Origin of the sequence: Stutzerimonas kunmingensis (genome assembly GCF_002929225.1) — a bacterium.
GTDB lineage: Bacteria > Pseudomonadota > Gammaproteobacteria > Pseudomonadales > Pseudomonadaceae > Stutzerimonas.
Genome location: NZ_PISM01000004.1, coordinates 928158 through 950000 on the forward strand (window position 1 = coordinate 928158; position 21843 = coordinate 950000).

The window sequence follows — 21843 nt, forward strand, 5'->3', positions numbered from 1 at the left end:
CGTGCAAAAACTATCGGTCAGTCTCCGCTTCCTCCCTCTCCAACTGGGAGTGGCCTATCTATTATTTACTATTGTATTATTCTTCTTTGGCCCCTTTGAGTGGCCAATTAGGAATGACGTTTTAGTTCTGTTTTTTTTGTTCGTGACGCTGGTTGCGCTCTGTCTCGGCTATATGCTCGGCTCTTACGCCCAGTCGCCAAGTGGGAGTCTTGCCGGCTGGCGACGATTCTTTCGGTTAGGTGTTTTACTAAGTATTTTCCTGTTGGCTCCATCTACCTACGCATACACTGGCAAGTGGCCTTGGGAGGTGGTTAATACCTTGGGCGATCAGGGCTTAGCTTATCGCGAAATGCTTAATGCTCTAGAACAAAATGAGTCGGGCATTCGTAGCTATGTTGCACTTGGGCGAGCCATGGCAGCGCCATTCGTCTATTGTGTTATTCCATTTGCAATTCTGAACTGGCGTTCGCTGAGCTTTTTCGACGTCCTGCTGTTGCTCGGCCACATTGCGGCGATCTTAATATTTTCCTTGATGCGAGGCACTGATCGCGAGACGGGAGATCTGCTGGTCATTTCACTGGTATCTTTCCTGATCCTTGGTGGCCAAGCGGTCGTGCGACACGGACGTATTCCGTTGGGCTTCGGCAAGATTCTCGCTTCGACCCTGTTTTTACTTATGGTGTTCTTTTTAACTATAGGGCTTTTCGTCGAGCGCAAAGAGGCGCGAATGGGCGGAGACTCAGAATTCTGCATTGCAGAGGGCGTCGTCTGCTCCCAGCGCACGTCAGTAAATGACCCGTTTATCAGTAAATTGAGCTTTACAACGGAAATGCTTTCCGCATATTTAGCCCAAGGCTATTACGGTTTGTCGCTGGCTCTTAAAGAAGACTTCACTTCGACTCTTGGCCTAGGTCATTCTTCATTTCTGATTGCAACGTTTTCGAAGGTCGTTGATGAGTCGCTCTATGAGCGCAGCTATCTTCATAAGGTCGATCAGGCTGGTTGGAGTGATAAGGCCCAATGGTCGACCATGTTTACTTGGATCGCAAGCGATGTGAGCTTTCCCATGGTTCCGCTGGTAATCGCTGTGCTCAGCTTCCTCTGGGGAAATGCTTGGAAAAGCGCAGTTTTATGGCGAAGCGAAGCTGGTGGACTGGTATTTTTGCTCTTGTGTCTGTCGATACTCTATATGCCGGCTAATAATCAGCTGACACAGACGCTGGACTCCTATTTTGCATTTGTGTTCTGGCTGGTTGTATGGATAGGCCAAGGGCGAAGCGAAAAGACGATAGCTGAAGTCTAATTTATCGAAATATCCGAGGTCGTTTATGTTCAAAGGAAAGGTATTATTAATTACTGGGGGTACAGGCTCTTTCGGGAACGCCGTTCTCAAACGTTTCCTTGATACAGATATCTGTGAAATTCGTATCTTCAGCCGTGACGAGAAGAAGCAGGACGACATGCGTAAGCGCTATGCCAGTTCCAAGCTGAAATTCTATATCGGAGATGTACGTGACTACCAAAGTGTGTTGAATGCCACTCGTGGCGTTGATTACATTTTTCACGCTGCGGCGCTCAAACAGGTTCCGTCCTGTGAGTTTCATCCGATGGAGGCGGTGAAGACTAATGTGTTTGGCACTGAGAACGTGTTGGAAGCTGCGATCCAAAACGAAGTGAAGCGTGTGGTGTGCTTGAGTACCGACAAGGCTGTTTACCCGATCAATGCCATGGGTATTTCCAAGGCGATGATGGAAAAGGTCATGGTCGCCAAGTCGCGCAACGTGGATGAGAGCAAAACGGTCATTTGCGGTACCCGTTATGGCAACGTCATGGCGTCCCGTGGGTCAGTGATTCCTCTTTTCATTGAGCAGATCCGCGCTGGCAAGGCGTTAACCTTGACCGATCCGAACATGACCCGTTTCATGATGACGCTGGCCGATGCGGTAGATCTGGTGCTTTATGCCTTCGAGCATGGTAACAACGGTGACTTGTTCGTACAGAAGGCGCCGGCCGCAACCGTGGAAACGCTGGCGCTTGCATTAACCGACTTGGTTAGGAAGCCTGATCATCCAATCCAGGTGATTGGTACCCGTCATGGCGAAAAGCTGTATGAAGCCTTGCTCAGCCGCGAGGAAATGGCTTGCGCCGAGGATATGGGAAAGTACTTCCGTGTGCCGCCTGATCTGCGCGACCTCAATTACGCAAAGTTCGTTGAGCAGGGCGAAATGAAAATCTCCCGCACCGAAGACTACAACTCGCATAATACCGAGCGTTTGGATGTAGCAGGGATGCAGCAGCTGCTGCTGAAGCTTGAGTTCATGCGCGCTATCCAGCGCGGTGAGTACGCAACGCCCGAGGAGTGAAGAATGAAGGTTCTGATTACGGGGGCTAATGGTTTTGTCGGCCAGAATCTCATCGCACACTTGGCCGAGCGCGCCGACATCGAGGTGCTGCGGTTTACTCGTGAGGATTCGCTGGAAAATTTGCCTTGCCTGGTTGCTCAGGTGGAATGCATCTTTCATCTCGCCGGCGTCAATCGCCCGCAAGACCCACTGGAATTCCAGGCCGGCAACACCGATTTGACCCGTACGCTGTGCGAAGCCATCAAGTCCTGTGGCCGACAGATCCCGGTGATTTACACCTCTTCCAGCCAAGCGGAGCTGAATAACCTCTATGGCAGCAGCAAGCGGGACGCTGAGCAGGTGTTACTGGAGCTGCAATCCACCCAGGGTTCTCCGGTTCATCTATTCCGCTTACCCAATGTTTTCGGAAAATGGGCGCGACCAAATTACAACTCGGCAGTGGCGACCTTCTGTCATAACATCGCGCGTGATCTGCCAATCCAGATCAATGATTCCGCCGCGCGTATCAATCTCGTCTACATCGATGATGTGATCAGTCAGTTCGTTGCGATCATGGATGGCAAGTTGGCCGGGAAGCCTTTCGTCGGTGTTGAACCGCAATACAGCATTTCGGTTGGCGAACTGGCCGAGCAGTTGTATGCCTTCCGTGATAGCCGCAAGTCCATGCTCACCGAGCCTGTAGGTGGAGGTTTGATCAGAGCGTTGTATTCCACTTATCTGAGCTACCTGCCACCCGAGCGCTTCACCTACGAGGTGCCGAGGTATGGTGATCCACGCGGCGTCTTCGTGGAAATGCTCAAAACCAGAGATTCGGGGCAGTTCTCCTTTTTTACGGCTCATCCCGGTATTACTCGTGGTGGGCATTACCATCATTCCAAGACGGAAAAATTCCTGGTCATCAAGGGCAAGGCCTGCTTCCGTTTTCGGCATATCCTGACTGGTCAGTTCTACGAACTGTTCACCACCGGAGAGCGGTCGGAAATCGTCGAAACTGTCCCGGGTTGGACGCATGACATCACCAACGTAGGCGAGGAGGAGATGATCGTGATGCTGTGGGCTAACGAAATCTTTGATCGTGAACACCCCGATACCTATGCTCGGCCAGTCGGCACCGAAGCCTGAGTACGAACAGGAAACCGCAATGAAGAAGCTGAGAGTCGTAACCGTAGTAGGTACTCGCCCCGAAATCATTCGCCTGTCGAGGGTGATGGCCAAACTGGATGAATGCTGCGAGCATGTGCTGGTGCATACCGGCCAGAACTACGATTACGAACTGAACGAAATCTTTTTCCAGGATCTGGGCATTCGCAAGCCGGATCATTTCCTCAATGCCGCAGGTGCCAGCGGTGCGGAAACCATCGGTAATGTGATCATCGCTGTGGACCGAGTGCTGGCTGAAGTACAGCCCGAAGCGCTTCTGGTACTGGGCGATACGAACAGTTGTATGGCTGTGATCCCGGCCAAGCGCCGCAAGATTCCCACCTTCCATATGGAAGCGGGTAACCGTTGCTTCGACATGCGCGTGCCGGAAGAGATCAATCGCCGCATCGTTGATCACACGGCCGATATCAACCTGACCTACAGCACTATTGCCCGCGATTATCTGCTGCGCGAAGGGTTGTCCCCGGACATGGTGATCAAGACCGGCAGCCCGATGTTCGAGGTGCTGAATTATTACCGCGAGGGTATCGAGGCTTCCGATGTGCTGGAACGGCTAGGCCTTGAGGCCGGCAAGTTTTTCGTGGTCAGTGCGCACCGTGAAGAAAATGTCGACTCCGACAAAAACTTCCTCAAGCTGGTTGAGGTGCTGAATACCGTCGCTGCGGGCTATTGCTTCCCGGTAATCGTCTCTACCCATCCGCGCACCCAGAAGCGCGTGGATGCGATGGGCGTGCAGTTCCACGCCAATGTTCGCCTGCTCAAGCCGCTGGGCTTCAAGGATTACAACAAGCTGCAACTCACTGCCAAGGCAGTGCTGTCTGATAGCGGCACGATCAATGAGGAGTCGTCAATCCTCAACTTCCCGGCGCTGAACATTCGGGAAGCGCACGAGCGTCCGGAGGGCATGGAGGAAGCCGCGGCGATGATGGTCGGCTTGGAGGTTGAGCGCGTAATGCAGGGCCTGCGGATTCTGGAGAGCCAGGCGCGTGGCGACGAACGCAGCCTGCGGCTGGTGGCCGATTACAGCATGCCCAACGTGGCCGATAAGGTGGTGCGTATTCTTCACAGCTATCGCGACTATGTAATGCGGGCTGTTTGGAAAAGGTACTGAGGCATGGCAACCCGCGTTCTCCTCATCACGCAGTGGTTCGACCCTGAGCCGACCTTCAAGGGGCTGGTTTTTGCCCGTGAGTTGGCCAGGCAAGGCTTCGAGGTGGAAGTCCTAACCGGCTTTCCGAACTATCCTGGCGGCAAGATTTACCCCGGTTACAAACTCAAGCTGTTGCAGCGTGAAGTGATCGATGGCGTTCGGGTAACGCGGGTACCGCTGTATCCCAGTCATGATCAGGGCGCGGTGGGCCGCGTGCTGAACTATGTCAGTTTCGCAGCTGCCGCGCTGATCTATGGGCTGTTCGGCGCCAAGCGCCCGGATGTGATCTACGCCTACCATCCGCCCCTCACCGTGGGTATCGCTGCTGCGCTGATTCGCCTGTTCCGTCGCGTGCCGGTGGTGTATGACATTCAGGACATGTGGCCGGACACACTGCGCGCCACTGGTATGTTCTCCAACGAGAAGGCCCTGAAAGTTGTATCCAGGGTCTGTGACTGGGTATATCGCCGGGTCGATCAAATCGTGGTGCTCTCGCCCGGCTTCAAGCGCCTGCTGATCGACCGAGGCGTCCCGGAGCATAGGGTCGAGGTGATCTACAACTGGTGTGCAGAGGACTCGCTAGCTGCGCCGCAGGGCGCGCTCACCGCCTCCTTTCCTAGCAAGGACAAGTTCCGCATTCTGTTCGCCGGCAACATGGGTAAGGCCCAGGCGTTGGATGCCGTGCTGCAGGCGGCAGAGTTGTTGCAGCAGCAAGCGGCAAATATCGCCTTCGTCTTCCTAGGCGGCGGCGTGGAGGTGCAACGCCTGCAGCAACTGGCAGTGCAGAAGCAACTGACGAACGTGACTTTCCTGCCAGCCGTGCCCATGGCGGAGGTTGGCAGCTACTTGGATGCCGCCGACGCGCTGCTGGTGCACCTGCGCAAGGATCCGCTATTCAGCATCACCATTCCCTCCAAGACCCAGGCCTATATGGCGGTGGGCAAGCCGATCCTGATGGCCGTGGACGGAGATGCCGCCGATCTGGTGCGCGAGAGTGGCTGCGGACGGGGCGCCGAATCGGAGAACCCAGAATCAATCGCCGAGGCGGCGCTGGCGCTGCATGATTCCAGCCCGCAGCAGCGCCGGACGATGGCCGAGAACAGTCGAGCGTTCTACCAACAGCGATTGTCCCTGACTGTAGGCGCCAGCCGCTTTGGCGAGCTGTTCACTCAGATGGCGTGCCGCCCGAAGACCCGCTCACTACCGGCGCTCAAGCGTCTGTTCGATATATTCGCCTCCGCCCTCGGCCTGCTGCTGCTTTCTCCGGTGATCGCCATCGTCGCCTGGCAGATCCGCCGTAAGCTCGGCTCGCCAGTGCTGTTCCGCCAGGTGCGTCCGGGTCTGGATGGCAAGCCGTTCGAGATGATCAAGTTCCGTACCATGCGCGACGCCATGGATGTCCAAGGCAATCCGCTGCCGGACTCAGAGCGGATGACGCCGTTCGGCCAGTTCCTGCGTTCGACCAGCCTCGACGAGTTACCGGAGCTCTGGAATGTGCTCAAGGGCGATATGAGCCTGGTCGGTCCTCGTCCGCTGTTGATGGAGTACCTGCCGCTCTACAGTCCCGAGCAGTATCGCCGCCACGAGACCCGCCCTGGCGTGACTGGCTGGGCTCAAGTCAATGGCCGTAATACGTTGAGCTGGGACGAGAAGTTCAAACTAGATGTCTGGTATGTGGATAACCGGTCATTTTTGCTGGATCTGCAGATTCTATTTCTCACCGTCAAAAGGGTTCTGGTGCGAGACGGAATCAGCGCCGAAGGCGAGGCGACTATGAGTAAGTTCACCGGGAGCAAATCATGAAACGCCTGGCCATCTTGGGTGCCAGCGGGCATGGCAAGGTGGTTGCCGACACTGCCGAGTGTTGTGGCTGGCAGTCGGTGGATTTTTTCGATGATGCCTGGCCTGATCTTCAACACAACGGTGTGTGGCCTGTAGTCGGAGGCACCTCTGCTCTTGTTGAACGGTTGGCTAACTACGACGGCGTCGTTGTTGCTATCGGCAACAATCGGATTCGCTACGAGAAGCTGCGCCAGTTGCAGTCCGCGGGCGGGCGCTTGACGACCTTGATTCATCCCGCCGCGACCGTTAGCCGCTATGCCAATATTGAAGCGGGCACGGTTGTTTTTGCCGGGGTGGTGGTGAATGCATCGGCCCATGTCAAACAGGGGGTCATTCTCAATACGGGTTGCAGTGTCGATCATGATTGCGTGTTAGGCACGGCCGCGCACATCAGCCCTGGCGCTCGCCTGGCTGGTGGTGTGCAGGTTGGCGATGAGAGCTGGGTAGGTATTGGTGCGAGCGTGCGCCAATTGGTGAAGATTGGGCGGTGCGTAGTTGTCGGGGCTGGCTCGGCAGTGGTCAGCGATGTTCTGGATAACGTGACGGTCGCTGGCGTACCGGCAAAGAGATTGAGGTGATTCATGCTTAACACACCGTTCGCTCCCTGGCCGAGCTTTACCGAAGAGGAAGCAGACGCCGTCCGCAATGTAGTGCTTTCCAACAAGGTCAACTACTGGACCGGCCAGGAGTGTCGCGAATTCGAAAAGGAATTTGCGGCATGGGCCGAAACGAATCATGCGATTGCATTGGCCAACGGCACGGTGGCGCTGGACGTGGCGCTGCAGGCGTTGGGTATCGGGGAGGGTGACGAGGTCATCGTGACCCCACGCACTTTCCTGGCTTCGGTATCGAGCATAGTGAACGCCGGGGCTACGCCGGTGTTTGCCGAAGTGGATCGCGACTCGCAGAACATAACCGTTGAAACAGTTCGCGCAGTGCTCACTCCGCGGACGCGTGCGGTCATTTGTGTGCATCTCGCCGGTTGGCCCTGCGATATGGATCCCATTATGGAGTTGGCGGCCGAGCATGGCTTGAAAATCATCGAAGACTGCGCCCAGGCCCATGGCGCGCGCTACAAAGGGCGCTCGGTCGGCTCGATAGGGCACGTAGGTGCATGGTCGTTCTGCCAAGACAAGATCATGACTACCGGCGGTGAGGGTGGGATGGTCACCACGAATGACCGGGAGTTGTGGTCGAAGATGTGGTCGATCAAGGATCACGGCAAGAGCTGGGAGGCAGTCTACGAGCGCGAACATGCGCCGGGCTTCCGATGGCTGCACGAAAGCTTTGGCACCAATTGGCGAATGATGGAAGTGCAGGCCGTGATCGGCCGGATTCAGCTGCGGCGGATGTCGGACTGGCATGCGGCTCGTCTGTCCAATTGCGAGCGTATCTGGGCAGCCGCCAAGGCCCTGAGAGGGCTGCGCGTTCCCGAGGTACCTCAGGGCATCACACATGCGGGCTACAAATGCTACGTATTTGTGGAACCGGCAGAGCTGGCAGCAGGTTGGAACAGGGATCGGGTTCTTGGCGAGATATCCGCGCGAGGGGTGCCCTGTTTCTCTGGCTCCTGCTCCGAGGTTTATCTGGAAAAGGCTTTTGACGGTACCGGTTGGCGCCCCGCAGAGCGTTTTCCGGTCGCACAGGAGCTGGGCGAGACTAGCCTGATGTTCCTCGTTCACCCGACGCTGACAGCTGGTGAAATTGATAAGACTTGTTCGGTCCTTGCCGAAGTCATGAAGGCTGCCGTCGATCGATAAGGATGTTAGGCGTGTTGAGACTTGCTGAAAAACTACGTGCCCGTCTGGTAACGCTACCGCGGCGCTATAAGCGCCTTATCCAGGTGGCTACAGATATCGTGCTGGTATGGGCGGCGCTCTGGCTGTCATTCGTGGTGCGGCTGGGGGACTCGAAGAATATCGAGCCGCTTGACGGCCATGCCTGGCTGTTCGGTATCGCCCCGCTGATTGCCATTCCCTTTTTCATTCGCTTCGGCATGTACCGCGCGGTGATGCGCTATTTCGGCAATGACGCGCTGATGGCTATCGCTAAGGCCGTAACGCTCTCGGCGTTGCTATTGTCGCTTGCCGTTTACTGGCGAACCGATGCGCCCAAGCTGATTCCGCGCTCGATGGTGTTCAACTACTGGTGGCTCAGCCTGGTACTGATCGGTGGATTGCGCCTAGTGATGCGGCAGTACTTCATGGGTGACTGGTTCTCGCCGGCGTCGCCGAGCAAGTTCAAGGGCAGGGATGCAGGGCTGCCCAAGGTGGCGGTTTATGGCGCTGGGGCCGCGGGTAACCAGCTGGTTGCGGCGTTGCGCATGGGGCGGGCGATGCGGCCGGTGGCGTTCATCGATGACGATCCCAACCTGCATGCGCGCTCCATCGCGGGGCTGCGTGTGTATTCGGCCCGGCACATTGAACGGATGGTCGAAGAGACAGGTGCTGGTGAGATTCTCTTGGCCATCCCTTCCGCGTCACGCGCTCGTCGGCGCGAGATTCTCGAAAAGCTCGAGCATTACCCGCTGCATGTGCGCAGCGTGCCCGGCTTTATGGATCTGGCCAGCGGCAAGGTTCAGGTCGAGGACATCCAGGAAGTGGATATCGCCGACCTCTTGGGCCGGGATGCGGTACCACCGCAGCAGGCGCTGTTCGAGCGCTGCATTCGTGGCCAGGTGGTGATGGTGACTGGCGCGGGCGGTTCGATCGGCTCGGAGTTGTGCCGGCAGATCCTGGCGAACGAGCCGGATACCTTGCTGCTGTTCGAGCACAGCGAATTCAACCTCTACAGCATTCATCTGGAACTCGAGCGGCGTATCGAGCGTGAAGCGCTGGCGACCCGCTTGGTGCCGATCCTGGGTTCGATCCGCAATGGCGAGCGGCTGCTGGACGTGTTGCAGACCTGGGGCGTGCAGACGGTTTATCACGCAGCCGCCTACAAGCATGTACCGATGGTCGAGCACAACGTGGCCGAGGGCGTGCTGAACAATGTGATCGGCACCTTGAATACGGCCCAGGCCGCGGTGCAGGCGGGGGTGGCGAACTTCGTGCTGATCTCCACCGACAAGGCGGTGCGCCCCACCAATGTGATGGGCAGCACCAAGCGCATGGCTGAGCTGGTGTTGCAGGCGTTGAGCCGGGAGCCGGCGCCGGTGCTGTTCGGCAGCCGGGACGGCGTGCATCACGTCAACAAGACGCGCTTTACCATGGTGCGCTTCGGTAATGTGCTGGGCTCGTCGGGCTCGGTGATTCCGCGTTTCTACCAGCAGATCCGCGCCGGTGGACCGGTGACGGTGACCCACCCGAAGATCACCCGCTATTTCATGACCATTCCCGAGGCCGCGCAGCTGGTGATTCAGGCGGGTTCCATGGGGCAGGGTGGCGATGTGTTCGTGCTGGATATGGGCCAGCCGGTGCGTATTGCCGAACTGGCCGAGAAGCTTATTCACCTGTCCGGCCTGAGCATTCGTTCTGAGAAATGCCCGCACGGGGATATCGCTATCGAATACACCGGCCTGCGGCCCGGCGAGAAGCTGTATGAAGAGCTGTTGATCGGCGACAACGTGAGCGCTACCGAACATCCGATGATCATGCGCGCCAATGAGGAACACCTCGACTGGGATGTGCTTAAGGACCGGTTGGCCAAGCTGCTCAAGGCGGTGGAAAGCGATGATTACCCGCAGGTGCGGCAGCTGCTTCGTGAAGTGGTGAGCGGGTATGTGCCGGAGGGGGAGATCGTCGACTGGATCTACCATCAGCGGCGGGTAGAGCCGGAGTAGTACAGTACTTGATCTGGCTCTTTTAGCGTTCGGGCCGCCGCGGGCCGCGGGCCATCACACATCAAGCCGCTAATGTTTAGCGCGCGGCTTGGCTGCTCCCCGCCGTGTTCCGATAGAACGACTGCCCAACGCGCTCGATATGTTTGATCAGTTCCGGGTTGTCAATTTGGCGGAGCAAGGAAAGATCAATTTTGTAGGGTAAAAGCAGATCATCCACTGACTGTTCTATATCAAGCAAATCACTATGTGAGAGCTGGTCGCCTCTGAGGGTAAGATCAATATCGGAGCCGGGGCGATAATTTCCTTTGGCTCGTGAGCCGTAAAGAATCGCTTCGGTTACCTTTGGGTATTGTCGAAGTACATTGTGAATGAGCTGGATGTCCAGCTCCCTGAGCCCAGTGCTAGTCCCGGTCATAACGTAGCATCCGCCCGGTCTGCCAGAGTTTTCACTAGGGCCTTTAACAATGAGTGATGTTGCTTTCTTATATTCTCGAGGATGGCTTCGGCGGTTTCCTCGTTGTAGGTGTGCGAGGTGCGGTTACGATCTGTGAGCATCTGCATCCAGCCGTGCCCGTCCTCGATCAAACCCTTGCTAAATCCCTCCCGTATCGTGTCGCGAGAACCGACGATACCTTCTATGCCTTGCCACACGAGAAAGTCTTTCAGGGTATTCCAGCCGAGTTCGTACGAGTATTCAAAGGCCTGAATGACTCCTTGCTTTTCGAGCCGGGATAACTCGCGCCGCTGCATGAGTTCAATTGCTTCGTCCAATTGAGTGAGCGCTCGGCGAAAATTGCTTAGCCGCTGCTGCCAGCGCACATCGATGTTACTCATCCATCTGTTCCTTCATCGTGGTGACGCTTGATGTTTATTACAGTACGGAAGCAGCAGGTTCATACGGCTGGGAAGCGCAGAGATCAGTGCCGTGCACCCTCGTCCTGCATGCTCAATAGCTGCTTTTCACGGTTCCAGTCGAACGGTTCGTCGTTCTGCTCGGCTTCGTAGCGGCGCTCTTCGAGTTGCTGGAAGACGGCAATCTCGTCATCCGGCATGAAGTGCAGGCCGTCGCCGCCGAAGTACCACAGTAAATCGCGCGGAACCAGGTGGGCGATCTGGGGATATCGGTGGAAGACCTGGCAGATCAGGTCCTGGCCCATGTGGCGCTCTTCCGGGACGTTCTGCAGGTTCATGATCAGTTCGTCGAAGCGTTCGAGAAACAGTGCGTGGCTTTCTTCCGAGACTTGTTCGGCCTCGCCCATGGCGAGCAGGATGCCGCGCAGATGGGCCAGCAGGGCCAGGTTGTGATCGTGGTATGGATTGGCCATGTGTTCACCTGTGTCGGTTTTCTGAAAGGCGCGATTATAGGCGTGCGCGCCAGTGAATTGGGGTGTCTGGTTGACTCGCTTATAGCTCGCAGGTTCGGTTTTTCGGATGAGGCGATTGTTGGGCCGCCAGCTTGGCTACGCCAGAAAGCGAGCCTTCTAGCGGCTCGCCAACAGGGCGACGTACTAGCCTGGTTTGGTCGAGCCAGGCTGGGCTGGAATGCTGACCAAACTGAGCAGGTAGCCTTCGAAGGTAGTGAACTGGCCGCCTAGCTCGATGCCGTTGCGCCAGTTTGCGGATAGATCGATCAACAAACGCAGGCGCGCAGCTCCTTGATGAGTGGCGTCCAGCACTTCGGCATGCTGGAAGTAGAAGCGTCGCTTCACCAGCGGATACAGTGCTTTGAACAGACTTTCCTTTAACGAGAAGGTTCGGGTAACCAGTTCAGAGCCCTCGTCTTCGTTTAGCGGAGAGTAGAGTTCCAGTTCACGGGGTGTGAGGATTTCGGCGGCCAGGCGGTCGGCTCGTTCGGGGGCAAGAATGCGCTCGATATCCAGTCCCAGTCCGCTCCATTGTTGACTGGAACCCACCACGACGCCTGCCCAGCCTGCGCCGTGGGTAATGGAACCAACGATGCCGGCCGGCCATTGCGGTGCGCGGTCTTCACCCACTGGCGGCACGAATGCAGTGCCGGTCAGGCCTCGCAGGGCCTCCCGAGCGCACAAGCGTCCAGCGAGAAACTCGGCCTGCCGCTTGCTTACGCCTTTCTGTGCGGGAATCTCCCAGCGACTAAAATCCTCGGGATCGAGCAATGCCGGGTCGAAGCGTGTGCTCATCAGGCTGACACCCGCCAAGGCTTGCGGTAGCGGCCAGTGGTCGGTGAGTGGCGTGCAGCAGCGTGGGTAGGAAGGCAGATCGTTCATGGCCGCTATTCTGCCTCAAGGCTGGCGGTGAATGTCATCGCGCTGCGGCGGACGCGCCGACCCGTTGCTCCTCGCGCTGTTTCACCGGCATCGGTCCCGTTCCAGGTTGATGCTTGGCACCTGGACTGCTTCCCGCCGTCCCTCTCCCGCAGGGAGAGGGTGTGCAAATCAACTGCACGCCATCGTTGCTAACGGCTGCAGCTCCGCTTCAGGAGGAATAAACCGTATCAAGGCTGCGGTTATTTTTTCACGCGCTGCTCGCTATGCCTTCAGGGTGCCTGCTAGGGTTGAGCGCATCACCTGGACGGAGAAAGCGATGTTCGAATCAGCCGAAATTGGTCACTCCATCGGCAAGGAGGCTTACGATGCGGCGGTGCCAGAGTTGCGTGAAGCGCTGCTGCAGGCGCAGTACCGGCTCAAGGCCCAGGCGCGGTTCCCGGTCCTCATACTGATCAATGGCATCGAGGGCGCCGGCAAAGGGGAAACCATCAAGCTGCTCAACGAGTGGATGGATCCGCGGCTGATACGTGTCGACAGCTTCGATGTGCCCAGCGACGAAGAGCTCGCGCATCCACCGGCATGGCGTTTCTGGCGACGCCTGCCGCCGAAGGGCCACACCGGGATTTTCTTCGGCAACTGGTACAGCAAGATGCTCGAGGATCGTGTGCACGGGCGCATTGATGGTGCCGAGCTGAAACTCGCCACTGCGCGGGCGCAGCGCCTGGAACGGATGCTCTGTGACGAGGGCGCGCTGATCTTCAAGTTCTGGTTCCATCTGTCCAAGGAGCGTATGAACGCCCGGCTCGATTCGCTGAAGAACGATCCGCTGCACAGCTGGCGCATCAGCCCGTTGGATTGGCAACAGTCCAAGACTTACGACAAGTTCGTGCGCCACGGTGAGAAGATCCTGCGGCTCAGCAGCCGGGATTTTGCGCCCTGGTATGTGATCGAGGGTGCGGACGAGCGTTACCGCAGCCTGACCGTCGGCCGCATCTTGCTCGAAGGTCTGCAGGCCGCGCTGGCCGCCGCGGAGCAGCCTGGGCAGGCGGCGTCGCAGCCGCATTCGGCGCCGCTGCAGATCGATCTGGATCATTTGAGCCTGCTGGACAGCCTGGATCTGAGCCAGAAGCTCACCAAGGACGACTACCAGCAGCAGCTCGCCGAGGAGCAGGCGCGGTTGTCGCAGTTGTTGCGGGATCGCCGTCTGCGCAAGCGGGGCGTGCTGGCGTTGTTCGAGGGTCATGATGCGGCGGGCAAGGGGAGTGCGATTCGCCGCGTGACCGGCGCGCTCGACCCGCGGATGTACCGAACCATACAGATCGCCGCGCCCTCCGAGGAAGAACGCGCGCAGCCCTGGCTTTGGCGCTTCTGGCGCAATGTGCCGGAGCGCGGCAAGTTCACCATCTTCGATCGTTCCTGGTATGGCCGCGTGTTGGTCGAGCGGGTGGAAGGTTTCTGTACCCCGGATGAGTGGTTGCGCGCCTATTCGGAAATCAACGACTTCGAAGAGCAACTGGTCGATGCCGATATCGTGGTGGTGAAGTTCTGGCTGACCATCGACAAGAAAACCCAGCTCAAGCGCTTCAAGGAGCGCGAGGAGACAGTCTTCAAGCGCTTCAAAATCACCGAGGAGGATTGGCGCAACCGTGAGCGTTGGGACGACTACGGGCATGCCGTAGCCGATATGGTCGACCGCACCAGTACCGAAATCGCACCCTGGACGTTGGTAGAGGCCAACGACAAGCGCTTCGCCAGGGTCAAGGTGCTGCGGACGTTGAATGAAGCGCTGGAGGCGGCGATCGAGAAGGGACGTTAACCGGGCGGCGTTGCCTGGCTGTTGCGTACGGGGGCGACGGTGTCCCGTGACCGGGGAGCCGCCGCAGGGTTGGTCGCGCGAATCGATCTGCAGTTGCACCCTATCTACGAGCCTGAAAAGCCTGCCCAAGCGCGCTATCCGGCCGGTAAGCCGATGGCCGTGCATATCCGAGCTGAATGGTCGTCGCCAGCGCTGCGAAGCGGGAACTATGCTCGGGTCACCGTCCACCCTGCGGTCGTGGAACAATCCGTGCGCGCAGCGCCGTCACAACATCCCCGCGACCGCTCCTAGTCTCCGAGGTATGTCATGCGTGAAGTAGTGATCGTCGATAGCGTACGGACCGGCCTGGCCAAGTCCTTCCGTGGCAAGTTCAACATGACCCGTCCTGATGACATGGCCGCGCATTGCGTCAATGCGTTGCTGTCGCGCAATGATCTCGACCCCGCACTCGTCGAGGATTGCATCGTCGGTGCTGGCTCCAATGAGGGTGCCCAGGGCTACAACATCGGTCGCAACGTCGCGGTGCTGTCTCGTCTGGGCATCGGCTGCGCCGGCATGACGCTCAATCGCTACTGTTCGTCGGGCCTGCAGGCCATCGCCGTGGCCGCCAACCAGATCGCCTCCGGTTGCAGTGACATCATTGTCGCCGGCGGGGTGGAGTCGATCACCCTGACCCTGAAGAGCCGCAATACCGATCACCTGTTCAACCCGATCATCCAGGAGCGTGTGCCGGGCATCTACCACACCATGGGGCAGACGGCCGAACTGGTGGCACGTCGTTACAACGTGACTCGCGAGCAGCAGGATCTCTACTCGCTGCAGAGCCAGCAGCGTACTGCGCGTGCGCAGGCCGATGGGCTGTTCAGCGATGAAATCGTGCCGATGAATGTCCAGTACTACACCGAGGACAAGAACACCGGCGAGCGCACCGTGCATCAGGGTGTGGTCGAGGGTGATGATTGCAACCGCCCGGACACAACGCTGGAAAGCCTGGCCGGGCTCAAGCCCGTGTTCGCTGAAGACGGCTCGGTCACCGCCGGCAACGCCTCGCAGCTGTCCGATGGCGCGTCCATGACGCTGGTGATGAGCCTGGACAAGGCCATCGAACTTGGCCTCAAGCCGCGCGCCTTTTTCCGTGGTTTCACCGTCGCAGGCTGTGAGCCGGAGGAGATGGGCATCGGGCCGGTATACGCCGTGCCGCGTCTGCTCAAGGCCAAGGGGCTGCAGATCGACGACATCGATCTGTGGGAACTCAACGAGGCCTTTGCATCGCAATGTCTGTATTGCCGCGACACGCTTGGCATCGACAACGAGAAGTACAACGTCAATGGCGGATCGATCTCGATCGGGCACCCGTTCGGCATGACCGGTTCGCGCACCGCCGGGCATATCGTCCGTGAGCTGCAGCGGCGCAACCTGCGTTATGGCGTGGTGACCATGTGCGTTGGTGGCGGTATGGGGGCTGCCGGCCTGTTCGAAGCCTTGCGCTAACAGCTTGGTGTACCGTCTTGAGACGGGCCTGCTACGAAGCCGTAGCAGGCCCGTTTTCTTTTGGCCGGCCATAAAGCCGAGCCGTGCTATCGAGCCTGATCGGCTGGCCGCATAGGGGCCTATATCTGACAGGCGTCTGGTAGTTGTCAGATGCGTAGCATGGGCACAAAAAAGCCGCAGAGATCGATTGAGTCTGCGGCTTCTTTTTTTGCGTGATCGTCAGACGATCACGCAGTGCGGCTTAGCGGTTGATGTTGTATTCCGCTGCGGCACCGATGCCAACAACGTTAGCCGACGGCAGCAGCTGGCTGATGAAACGGTTCCAGCGAGTGATGTTGGCCGGACCGACGAACACGACGTCCTGCGGCTGCAGCGGGAAGTGTTTGGCCAGGGCAAGGGCGGTCGGCGACTCGGCGTTCAGCTGAAAGACCTTGGCCGGCTCGGTCATCATGTCTTCAGCTCCGCGAATGACGTACAGCGCCTCACCGTCGGCAGTCTCCTGACGAATGCCGCCTGCGGTGCCGATTGCGTCCATCAGGTTCATGCTGGTGGCTTTGAACGACAGCGCTTGCGGCAGGTTGACCTCGCCCAGCACGTAGATCTTGCGCTGGTCGTTGTATGGCAGGTGCAGCTGGTCGCCGTCCTTCAGGTAAACCTGGTGCAGCCACGAGTCCGGGCGGTTCAGCGAATCCATGTCAAGCATGTACTCACGACCGTCGCGCTTGAGCGTCAGACCGGTGAGGTCCGCGGTTTCGGTATCCACACCGGCTTGACCGATAGCCTGGGTGATGGTCATCGGAGCGGTGGTCACCGGGACTTCGCCGGCGGTGTCGAATGCACCGGATACGACGACGCGCTGGCTGCCGAAGCGCAGGATGGATACATCGACCTGCGGACTGTCGATGTAGTTGGTCAGGCGACGCGCAATCAGGGCACGCAGTTCTTCTATGGTCTTGCCCGCGGCTTCGATGTTGCCGATGTACGGGTAGAACAGGGTGCCATCGGGGCGTACCAGACGACCGTTGGCATCCAGCTGCTGCTGCGGGCCGGACGGCGCGGTCAGCTCCGGGTGGTCCCAGACGGTAATGTAGAGCAGGTCGTTGGCGCCGATGCGGTAGGCGCCGGGCTTGTAGTTGAGCAGTTCCTGCTTGCTGGAGGTGCCCGCGTCAGAGGCGAGGTGACCCTTGAGCATTTCGGGGGTGATGCGGATCAGCTGAACGGTGCCGTGCTCGGCTTCGGCGCCTTCCTTGAACTCATCGGGATCTAGGTACTGGCCGGGGGCGAACGCACAGCCCTGCAATACCAAGGCGGAAGTAAAAGCTAGAGCGATAAATGGTTTCATGGGTTGTTCATCCTTGAGGGAGTGGTTGTTGTTCAAAGAGTGAGACGGCTTGATTCACTTTTCTGCCTGAGGCGCTTGAGTAATTTTTTCGCCTTTCCAAGAGGACCGGAGTCATCACTCCACACTCCTCAGCGACCAAATTGGATCGGTAGCCAAAGTTTTTCTCCTTCCTGAATTGTTCATCTCCAGCAGCTATCTATTCAGCTACGTAGACGCGTTTTTATTTCCCTCCTGGTTGTAAAGTCAGCGGCTGTTTGGTGGGGCAGGTTTAATTCCTAAGTTCTTCACATACGGCTGCTGCGTTACCACCGAGGCGGGATGGCGCTCATGTTTAGTTAGATGTTGAATTGCCAACCTGTCACGCTCACACAGAAGGGATAGACCGTCTCGATTTCGCTGGGTTCACCGTTGTTCAGTGCAATTTCGCCCAATTTTTCGATCATTGGGATTAGCTGTCCTGTTTCGCCGGCTTGGCCTTCTGCACGCGGTAGTTTTTTTCCCGCATGAATGCCGGAACTATGAACATCGCGTCATGCGCGTAGCGTTTAACCAGCCGTTTGGGTTCGGAAAGCATGCGATGCAACCATTCGAGTTTGCAGTTCTGCATCCACACCGGGGCCCGTTTAATACTACCGGTAGCGAACGAAATGGATGCGCCGATACAAAAGCCCATACCGGTCCGTTCGTGGCTTTCGATTGAACTGGCAAGTATTTCCTGGCGCGGCGCGCCGACTGCGTAGAGCACTAATTCGGACGGGTTTTCCCGAACGAACTGCAATGCCCGTTGCACTTCATCTGGACGATTGATGAAGCCCATCGGCGGATTGTGGTGATAGAGCGTGATTCCGGGGTAGATCGCGCGCAGTTTTACGCATTCCTCTTCGGTCGCCCCGATCAGGACGATGCGCAGGCGCTCGCGGTCTGCCCATTCCAGCAGGTCGACGGTCAGGTCGCTGCCCGGAATCACTTCTTCGATCTGTACACCGAGGCGCTGCAGCAGTGGCTGCAGGATTCGGCTGTCGCACAGGCGCAGGCGAGCCTTGGCGTAAGCCTCGCGCAGTGCAGGGTTATCCTGCAGTTGCGCCAGGTGGTCGACATTGGGGGTCACCACGAACGAGTAGGGCTGCTTGACCCCCTCGCGAATGCAGTTCAGCAGCGTCGCCTTGCTGCCGGTATAGAAATTCACACCGAACGCGTGGTTAGTCTCGTTAGACACTCATCGTTACTCCCTTGAAGGCGCCCTTGATGCCGGACCAGGCGAGGCTGGGGTGGTTGAACTCCTTGATGACGGTGATCGCCGACAGGAAACAGGCCGACGCGAAGGCGAAACCCTGGCCGTAGAAGCGCTTGTTGAATCGGGTCGCGGCGCGATTGCGGTAGTAGTGATAGAAGGCCGAGCGGCCGCCCGAGCTCAGCGAGCCGTAGTGGAAGAGCCTGCTGCTTGGCACGACGCGGATAGAGATGCCTTTCTTCTTGGCCTGGAACTGCCAGTCGACTTCCTCGGAATACATGAAGTACGCCTCGTCCATCAGGCCGATGCGATCGATCAGCTTGGCCGAGAACGCAAGGCTGCAGCCCATCAGGTAATCCGGCTGCTCGCTGGTGTTTGCCATGGCTTCGAGGGTCTGGTCCTTGCCCAGCAGCTTGGCCTTGCCCAGCAGCGGGTAGAGCTTGCCGCCGCCGTAACATTCCAGGCGCCCGGTGTCGGCGCTGAGGATGACCGAGCCGACGAATTGGCGATCGTTCTCTTTTAGCGCATCGAGCAGCGGCGTGAAGGCATCACTGTCGACATAGGTGTCGTTGTTGACGATCCAGAAAGTTGTCACTGGCAGGTTGTCCAGCGCCCAACGCAGGCCGTAGTTGTTGCCACCTGCGTAGCCGTTGTTCTCCGGGTTGGCGAGAACGGTGACGTTGTGGCGCGGCTGGGCCTCCAGCCACTGGTTGAATGCCACCACGGAGCCATCTTGGGAGTCATTGTCGATGACCACCACATGGTTGAGAGCCGGGCAATGAGCGAGCAGGCTCTCAACGCAACTGATGGTTTCAGTAGCTGCCTTGTAGTTGAGGATAAGCGCGACGTTCATGGATGGGTTCCTGGCTGCGAAGGTGACGGGCCTTGAGGGCGTGAATGACGAATAGCATCGCGATGACCGGCTGGCCGTACTCGAACAATCCGTTGAGTGGCCAGATGACGAAGAACGCCAACATCGTCGAGTAGATGAAAGTCATATCGGTGGTGATGTTCTTGGCGATGCGCTGATAGACGAACAGGGTCATCGGAATGACAAAGAAGGTCAGGAAACCGAAGCGGAACAGCGTGCCGAAGACACCCACATCGGAGAGGAAGAAGTGCTCACCAAAGTAGGGGATGAAGCCGTCCTGCCACATCAGCGACAGCGAGCCGCTGGGTAGCCAGTTGACCTGATCGAGATGGGCGAAGATCGAGGAGATGGTGTACGTGCGTACGCCATCCTCTACGCCTTCGAGCGTGCTGTCGTAGAACTCGGTGTTGAGGCCGAGAACCTCGAGCAGGCTTGGAAAGAAATAGAAAGGTGACAGCAGAATTGATAGCGAAGCCGCCCATATGACTGCCTTGGCACGCAGGCAAAAGAGCGTGAACAGCAGGCACAGCACGATCAATTGGCGGGTCTGGGTGGCGAATACCAGTGTCAGCAGCAGCAGAGCGGCGATCACCATATAAAGGGTCTTGTTACGAGCGGCGCCGTTGATCGGAGAGATTCCTTTCGACCAAATCTGGATGCAGTAGAAATAACCGAAACAGATGAGGTACGGACCGATTGAGGACCGATCTGGGCGGTCATCCGATCGCACTTCAGCCCGCATATCCGGAATTACGCCGAACTTGAAGCACCAGGAAAAGAACGCTGCGATCAGCGCCGCATACAGCAGGCCACGTTCGAACTGTAATGTGCTGACCCGTTTGCCGAGGAACAGCAGCGGTGCAAAGCCCAGGCAGAAAAGCACGCGGCGTTCTTCGATGAGCCCGAACACCACCGGCTGACCGTAGGTGTAATAGGCGAAAACCGCCGGCATCACGAGAAAAACGACCGTGCTGTACAGGCAGTAGTACATCAGGATGCGAAATTCACGCGGGGCGTTTTCCGCCGATGCCAGCAACAGCAGAATGGTGAAGACGATGCTGACTGCCAGGTACAGCTCGTTCAGCCCCTTGATGCCGTAGGGGTTGTGCGGGCTGTCACCAAACACCGAGAAGTGCAGTATCAGTGCCAGTATCAGCAACGGAAAAAAGAAGAAGCGTGAACTGAAATTCGTCATCAACCTGAGTCCTTAGGTATTGGTTCCTTGAGCGCCACAGCCTTTCAAGCTGTTTCCAGCGCCCGCTTCTTGATCTTCTTGCGCCGCACCAGGAGACCGGTGAACGCCTTGAAGCTCTGGTAGAACCCGATCTCCTTTACCCCTTTGCCAAGTTCGAAGCCTTTGTACGTAGGGGTCTTGAGCAACAGCAGCTTCATCGCCAGCAGCCGCGGCAGGATCGTCGTGCGGCGGTAATACTGGAACGGCTGGATGGAGAAGATGCTGCCCGTATCGAAAGCCTCGGCTTTGACAACGCCAGCAGCCTCCGCGTTGCGAAAAAGTTCGCGACCTTTTGCGGTGCGTACCAGAATCAGCGAATTGCCCTCGCGCTCCTCGAAGGAGGGGTAGCCCTTCTCATCGCCTTCCCAGCCATCGGCGCAGACGATGTCGGCGAATTCGCCAATGCCGTCCGGGCAGATCTTGCAGCGGGTTTGCAGGTGGCGGTTGAGCACTTTTCCCCAAGAGTCGTTGTAGGTCATGGTGCGTTCGTCGCCATTCTTCAGCGTGGCCTTGGTCAGCCCCGGCCAGCCGTCGCCGCGGTAGCGGAAGGCGGTAACGTCGCTGCGCTTGACCTCCAGCTTGTCCAGCACCTGCTCGGTGCCCTGCAGACTCGGCGTGCCGGCGCACATGAAGGAGACGATGTAAGGGATGTTGTCCTTCAGCCGCGGGTTGTGCTGCTGCATCTGGCGCACGGCGGCGACGTCGCACGGCTTGCCGATGAACAGGTACTTCTCGGTGGACATGGCCACCCACTTCAGCGCTTCGCCCGGGCTGGCCGGCGCGTAGCGAGAGCCGGAAGAGGCGATGACGTTCTGCCGCGAGCGGCTGATGGTGGCGACGTTCTCCAGCGGATCGGTCTGCGAAGCCTGGATCTGGATCACGCCGTCGACCAGCTTGTTCTCCAGGCAATACTGCGCCAGCGCCGAGATCACGCCGCCGGACGAGCCAGCCTGACGGATCTCGTTATCGGCGGCGTAGCCCTTGAGTGTGTCGAGGATCTCGCCCCATATCGGGTGGTAGTTCTCCGACTTGTACGGGCGAATATCAAGATTCAGCGCCGGGCAGGACTTGGCGAAAGCGGCGCTGGTCTGCGCGTTGGCTACTGGCTTGTTCTGGTACTGGCTGTTGAGGACCGGACGGTGGTAGCCATCGCCAGTCAGACGAATCTTGATAGCGTCGTCGTCTGCGACCGAGCTGCACATGCCACAGCCGCTGCACAAGTCGTTGTTCAGCACGCGATTTAATGAAGCTTTCATACCTGCCTTCCCTTGAGCGGCCGGTCGAGCGCGATGCGCGACCAGCAGTATTTAACGAG

Annotated in this window: 19 protein-coding genes and 1 pseudogene; 11 read left to right on the forward strand and 9 right to left on the reverse strand. The window is 58.1% G+C overall.

Annotation, left to right across the window (positions count from 1 at the left end; genetic code table 11):
• The first annotated feature begins 1 nt into the window (after window position 1).
• The 9 genes and pseudogenes from CW305_RS05530 (at window position 2) to CW305_RS05565 (ending at window position 10297) form a co-directional block, all read left to right on the forward strand.
• Window positions 2–1303 carry a hypothetical protein gene (locus tag CW305_RS05530; protein ID WP_104097299.1) on the forward strand — a complete coding sequence of 434 codons (1302 nt, stop codon included), beginning with the start codon at window positions 2–4 and terminating at the stop codon, window positions 1301–1303.
• Between the two features lie 25 nt (window positions 1304–1328).
• A complete protein-coding gene (locus tag CW305_RS05535; RefSeq protein ID WP_104097300.1) occupies window positions 1329–2363 on the forward strand; it encodes a polysaccharide biosynthesis protein in 1035 nt (344 codons plus the stop codon).
• Between the two features lie 3 nt (window positions 2364–2366).
• The gene (gene wbjC, locus CW305_RS05540; RefSeq protein WP_104097301.1) at window positions 2367–3485 is read left to right on the forward strand and encodes a UDP-2-acetamido-2,6-beta-L-arabino-hexul-4-ose reductase; all 1119 of its coding nucleotides are present in this window, start codon (window positions 2367–2369) and stop codon (window positions 3483–3485) included.
• A 19-nt stretch (window positions 3486–3504) separates the two neighbouring features.
• Window positions 3505–4635 (forward strand): non-hydrolyzing UDP-N-acetylglucosamine 2-epimerase, encoded by a 1131-nt coding sequence (gene wecB, locus CW305_RS05545; protein ID WP_104097426.1) that lies wholly within the window; start codon window positions 3505–3507, stop codon window positions 4633–4635.
• Between the two features lie 3 nt (window positions 4636–4638).
• A pseudogene (locus tag CW305_RS23660) lies at window positions 4639–5721 on the forward strand (glycosyltransferase family 4 protein); the annotation flags it as partial.
• Window positions 5722–5847: 126 nt separating this feature from the next.
• Complete coding sequence (locus CW305_RS23665; RefSeq protein ID WP_245890970.1) at window positions 5848–6477, forward strand: sugar transferase; 630 nt, start codon at window positions 5848–5850, stop codon at window positions 6475–6477.
• Window positions 6474–7094, forward strand: a complete 621-nt coding sequence (locus tag CW305_RS05555) for an acetyltransferase (protein ID WP_104097303.1) — start codon at window positions 6474–6476, stop codon at window positions 7092–7094. Before CW305_RS23665 ends, CW305_RS05555 begins: the two co-directional genes overlap by 4 nt.
• 3 nt (window positions 7095–7097) lie before the next feature.
• Window positions 7098–8276 carry a DegT/DnrJ/EryC1/StrS family aminotransferase gene (locus CW305_RS05560; protein ID WP_104097304.1) on the forward strand — a complete coding sequence of 393 codons (1179 nt, stop codon included), beginning with the start codon at window positions 7098–7100 and terminating at the stop codon, window positions 8274–8276.
• Window positions 8277–8278: 2 nt separating this feature from the next.
• Window positions 8279–10297: a polysaccharide biosynthesis protein gene (locus CW305_RS05565; protein WP_104097305.1), complete on the forward strand. Its 2019-nt coding sequence runs from the start codon at window positions 8279–8281 to the stop codon at window positions 10295–10297.
• A 76-nt stretch (window positions 10298–10373) separates the two neighbouring features.
• Here CW305_RS05565 and CW305_RS05570 read toward each other — a convergent pair whose 3' ends face one another.
• The 4 genes from CW305_RS05570 to CW305_RS05585 form a co-directional block, all read right to left on the reverse strand.
• Complete coding sequence (locus CW305_RS05570) at window positions 10374–10712, reverse strand: nucleotidyltransferase domain-containing protein (protein WP_003280554.1); 339 nt, start codon at window positions 10710–10712, stop codon at window positions 10374–10376.
• Window positions 10709–11131, reverse strand: coding sequence for a nucleotidyltransferase substrate binding protein (locus CW305_RS05575; RefSeq protein ID WP_003280555.1), 423 nt, complete (start codon window positions 11129–11131; stop codon window positions 10709–10711). Before CW305_RS05575 ends, CW305_RS05570 begins: the two co-directional genes overlap by 4 nt.
• Window positions 11132–11214: 83 nt before the next feature.
• A complete protein-coding gene (locus CW305_RS05580) occupies window positions 11215–11622 on the reverse strand; it encodes a PA2817 family protein (protein WP_104097306.1) in 408 nt (135 codons plus the stop codon).
• Window positions 11623–11805: 183 nt separating this feature from the next.
• Window positions 11806–12543 carry a 4'-phosphopantetheinyl transferase family protein gene (locus tag CW305_RS05585; protein WP_104097307.1) on the reverse strand — a complete coding sequence of 246 codons (738 nt, stop codon included), beginning with the start codon at window positions 12541–12543 and terminating at the stop codon, window positions 11806–11808.
• A gap of 316 nt (window positions 12544–12859) precedes the next feature.
• Here CW305_RS05585 and pap point away from each other — a divergent pair, with 316 nt between their 5' ends.
• Both pap and CW305_RS05595 read left to right on the forward strand, forming a co-directional pair.
• Window positions 12860–14359 carry a polyphosphate:AMP phosphotransferase gene (gene pap / locus CW305_RS05590; RefSeq protein WP_104097308.1) on the forward strand — a complete coding sequence of 500 codons (1500 nt, stop codon included), beginning with the start codon at window positions 12860–12862 and terminating at the stop codon, window positions 14357–14359.
• Window positions 14360–14665: 306 nt separating this feature from the next.
• Complete coding sequence (locus CW305_RS05595) at window positions 14666–15850, forward strand: thiolase family protein (RefSeq protein ID WP_104097309.1); 1185 nt, start codon at window positions 14666–14668, stop codon at window positions 15848–15850.
• A 241-nt stretch (window positions 15851–16091) separates the two neighbouring features.
• Here the strand turns inward: CW305_RS05595 and CW305_RS05600 are convergent, their stop codons facing one another.
• The 5 genes from CW305_RS05600 to CW305_RS05620 all read right to left on the reverse strand — a co-directional run bounded on the left by CW305_RS05600 (window position 16092) and on the right by CW305_RS05620 (window position 21784).
• Window positions 16092–17192, reverse strand: a complete 1101-nt coding sequence (locus tag CW305_RS05600; protein ID WP_044314203.1) for a polysaccharide biosynthesis/export family protein — start codon at window positions 17190–17192, stop codon at window positions 16092–16094.
• Between the two features lie 448 nt (window positions 17193–17640).
• Window positions 17641–18408 (reverse strand): WecB/TagA/CpsF family glycosyltransferase, encoded by a 768-nt coding sequence (locus CW305_RS05605; RefSeq protein ID WP_036998962.1) that lies wholly within the window; start codon window positions 18406–18408, stop codon window positions 17641–17643.
• Window positions 18401–19276, reverse strand: a complete 876-nt coding sequence (locus tag CW305_RS05610; protein WP_042926909.1) for a glycosyltransferase family 2 protein — start codon at window positions 19274–19276, stop codon at window positions 18401–18403. Before CW305_RS05610 ends, CW305_RS05605 begins: the two co-directional genes overlap by 8 nt.
• Window positions 19236–20489 (reverse strand): hypothetical protein, encoded by a 1254-nt coding sequence (locus CW305_RS05615; protein WP_014820794.1) that lies wholly within the window; start codon window positions 20487–20489, stop codon window positions 19236–19238. The genes CW305_RS05610 and CW305_RS05615 overlap by 41 nt, the downstream gene beginning before the upstream one ends.
• 44 nt (window positions 20490–20533) lie before the next feature.
• Entirely contained in the window at window positions 20534–21784 is a 1251-nt protein-coding gene (locus tag CW305_RS05620; RefSeq protein ID WP_104097310.1) for a Coenzyme F420 hydrogenase/dehydrogenase, beta subunit C-terminal domain, read from the reverse strand.
• Window positions 21785–21843: the final 59 nt, after the last annotated feature.

Excerpts from the sequence above, each read along its gene's own strand:
- CW305_RS05535 (WP_104097300.1), top strand. The coding sequence starts at position 1,329 with ATGTTCAAAGGAAAGGTATTATTAATTACTGGGGGTACAGGCTCTTTC.
- wbjC (WP_104097301.1), top strand. The coding sequence starts at position 2,367 with ATGAAGGTTCTGATTACGGGGGCTAATGGTTTTGTCGGCCAGAATCTC.
- wecB (WP_104097426.1), top strand. The coding sequence starts at position 3,505 with ATGAAGAAGCTGAGAGTCGTAACCGTAGTAGGTACTCGCCCCGAAATC.
- CW305_RS23665 (WP_245890970.1), top strand. The coding sequence starts at position 5,848 with ATGGCGTGCCGCCCGAAGACCCGCTCACTACCGGCGCTCAAGCGTCTG.
- CW305_RS05555 (WP_104097303.1), top strand. The coding sequence starts at position 6,474 with ATGAAACGCCTGGCCATCTTGGGTGCCAGCGGGCATGGCAAGGTGGTT.
- CW305_RS05560 (WP_104097304.1), top strand. The coding sequence starts at position 7,098 with ATGCTTAACACACCGTTCGCTCCCTGGCCGAGCTTTACCGAAGAGGAA.
- CW305_RS05565 (WP_104097305.1), top strand. The coding sequence starts at position 8,279 with ATGTTAGGCGTGTTGAGACTTGCTGAAAAACTACGTGCCCGTCTGGTA.
- CW305_RS05570 (WP_003280554.1), bottom strand. The coding sequence starts at position 10,712 with ATGACCGGGACTAGCACTGGGCTCAGGGAGCTGGACATCCAGCTCATT.
- CW305_RS05575 (WP_003280555.1), bottom strand. The coding sequence starts at position 11,131 with ATGAGTAACATCGATGTGCGCTGGCAGCAGCGGCTAAGCAATTTTCGC.
- CW305_RS05580 (WP_104097306.1), bottom strand. The coding sequence starts at position 11,622 with ATGGCCAATCCATACCACGATCACAACCTGGCCCTGCTGGCCCATCTG.
- CW305_RS05585 (WP_104097307.1), bottom strand. The coding sequence starts at position 12,543 with ATGAACGATCTGCCTTCCTACCCACGCTGCTGCACGCCACTCACCGAC.
- pap (WP_104097308.1), top strand. The coding sequence starts at position 12,860 with ATGTTCGAATCAGCCGAAATTGGTCACTCCATCGGCAAGGAGGCTTAC.
- CW305_RS05595 (WP_104097309.1), top strand. The coding sequence starts at position 14,666 with ATGCGTGAAGTAGTGATCGTCGATAGCGTACGGACCGGCCTGGCCAAG.
- CW305_RS05600 (WP_044314203.1), bottom strand. The coding sequence starts at position 17,192 with ATGAAACCATTTATCGCTCTAGCTTTTACTTCCGCCTTGGTATTGCAG.
- CW305_RS05610 (WP_042926909.1), bottom strand. The coding sequence starts at position 19,276 with ATGAACGTCGCGCTTATCCTCAACTACAAGGCAGCTACTGAAACCATC.
- CW305_RS05615 (WP_014820794.1), bottom strand. The coding sequence starts at position 20,489 with ATGACGAATTTCAGTTCACGCTTCTTCTTTTTTCCGTTGCTGATACTG.
- CW305_RS05620 (WP_104097310.1), bottom strand. The coding sequence starts at position 21,784 with ATGAAAGCTTCATTAAATCGCGTGCTGAACAACGACTTGTGCAGCGGC.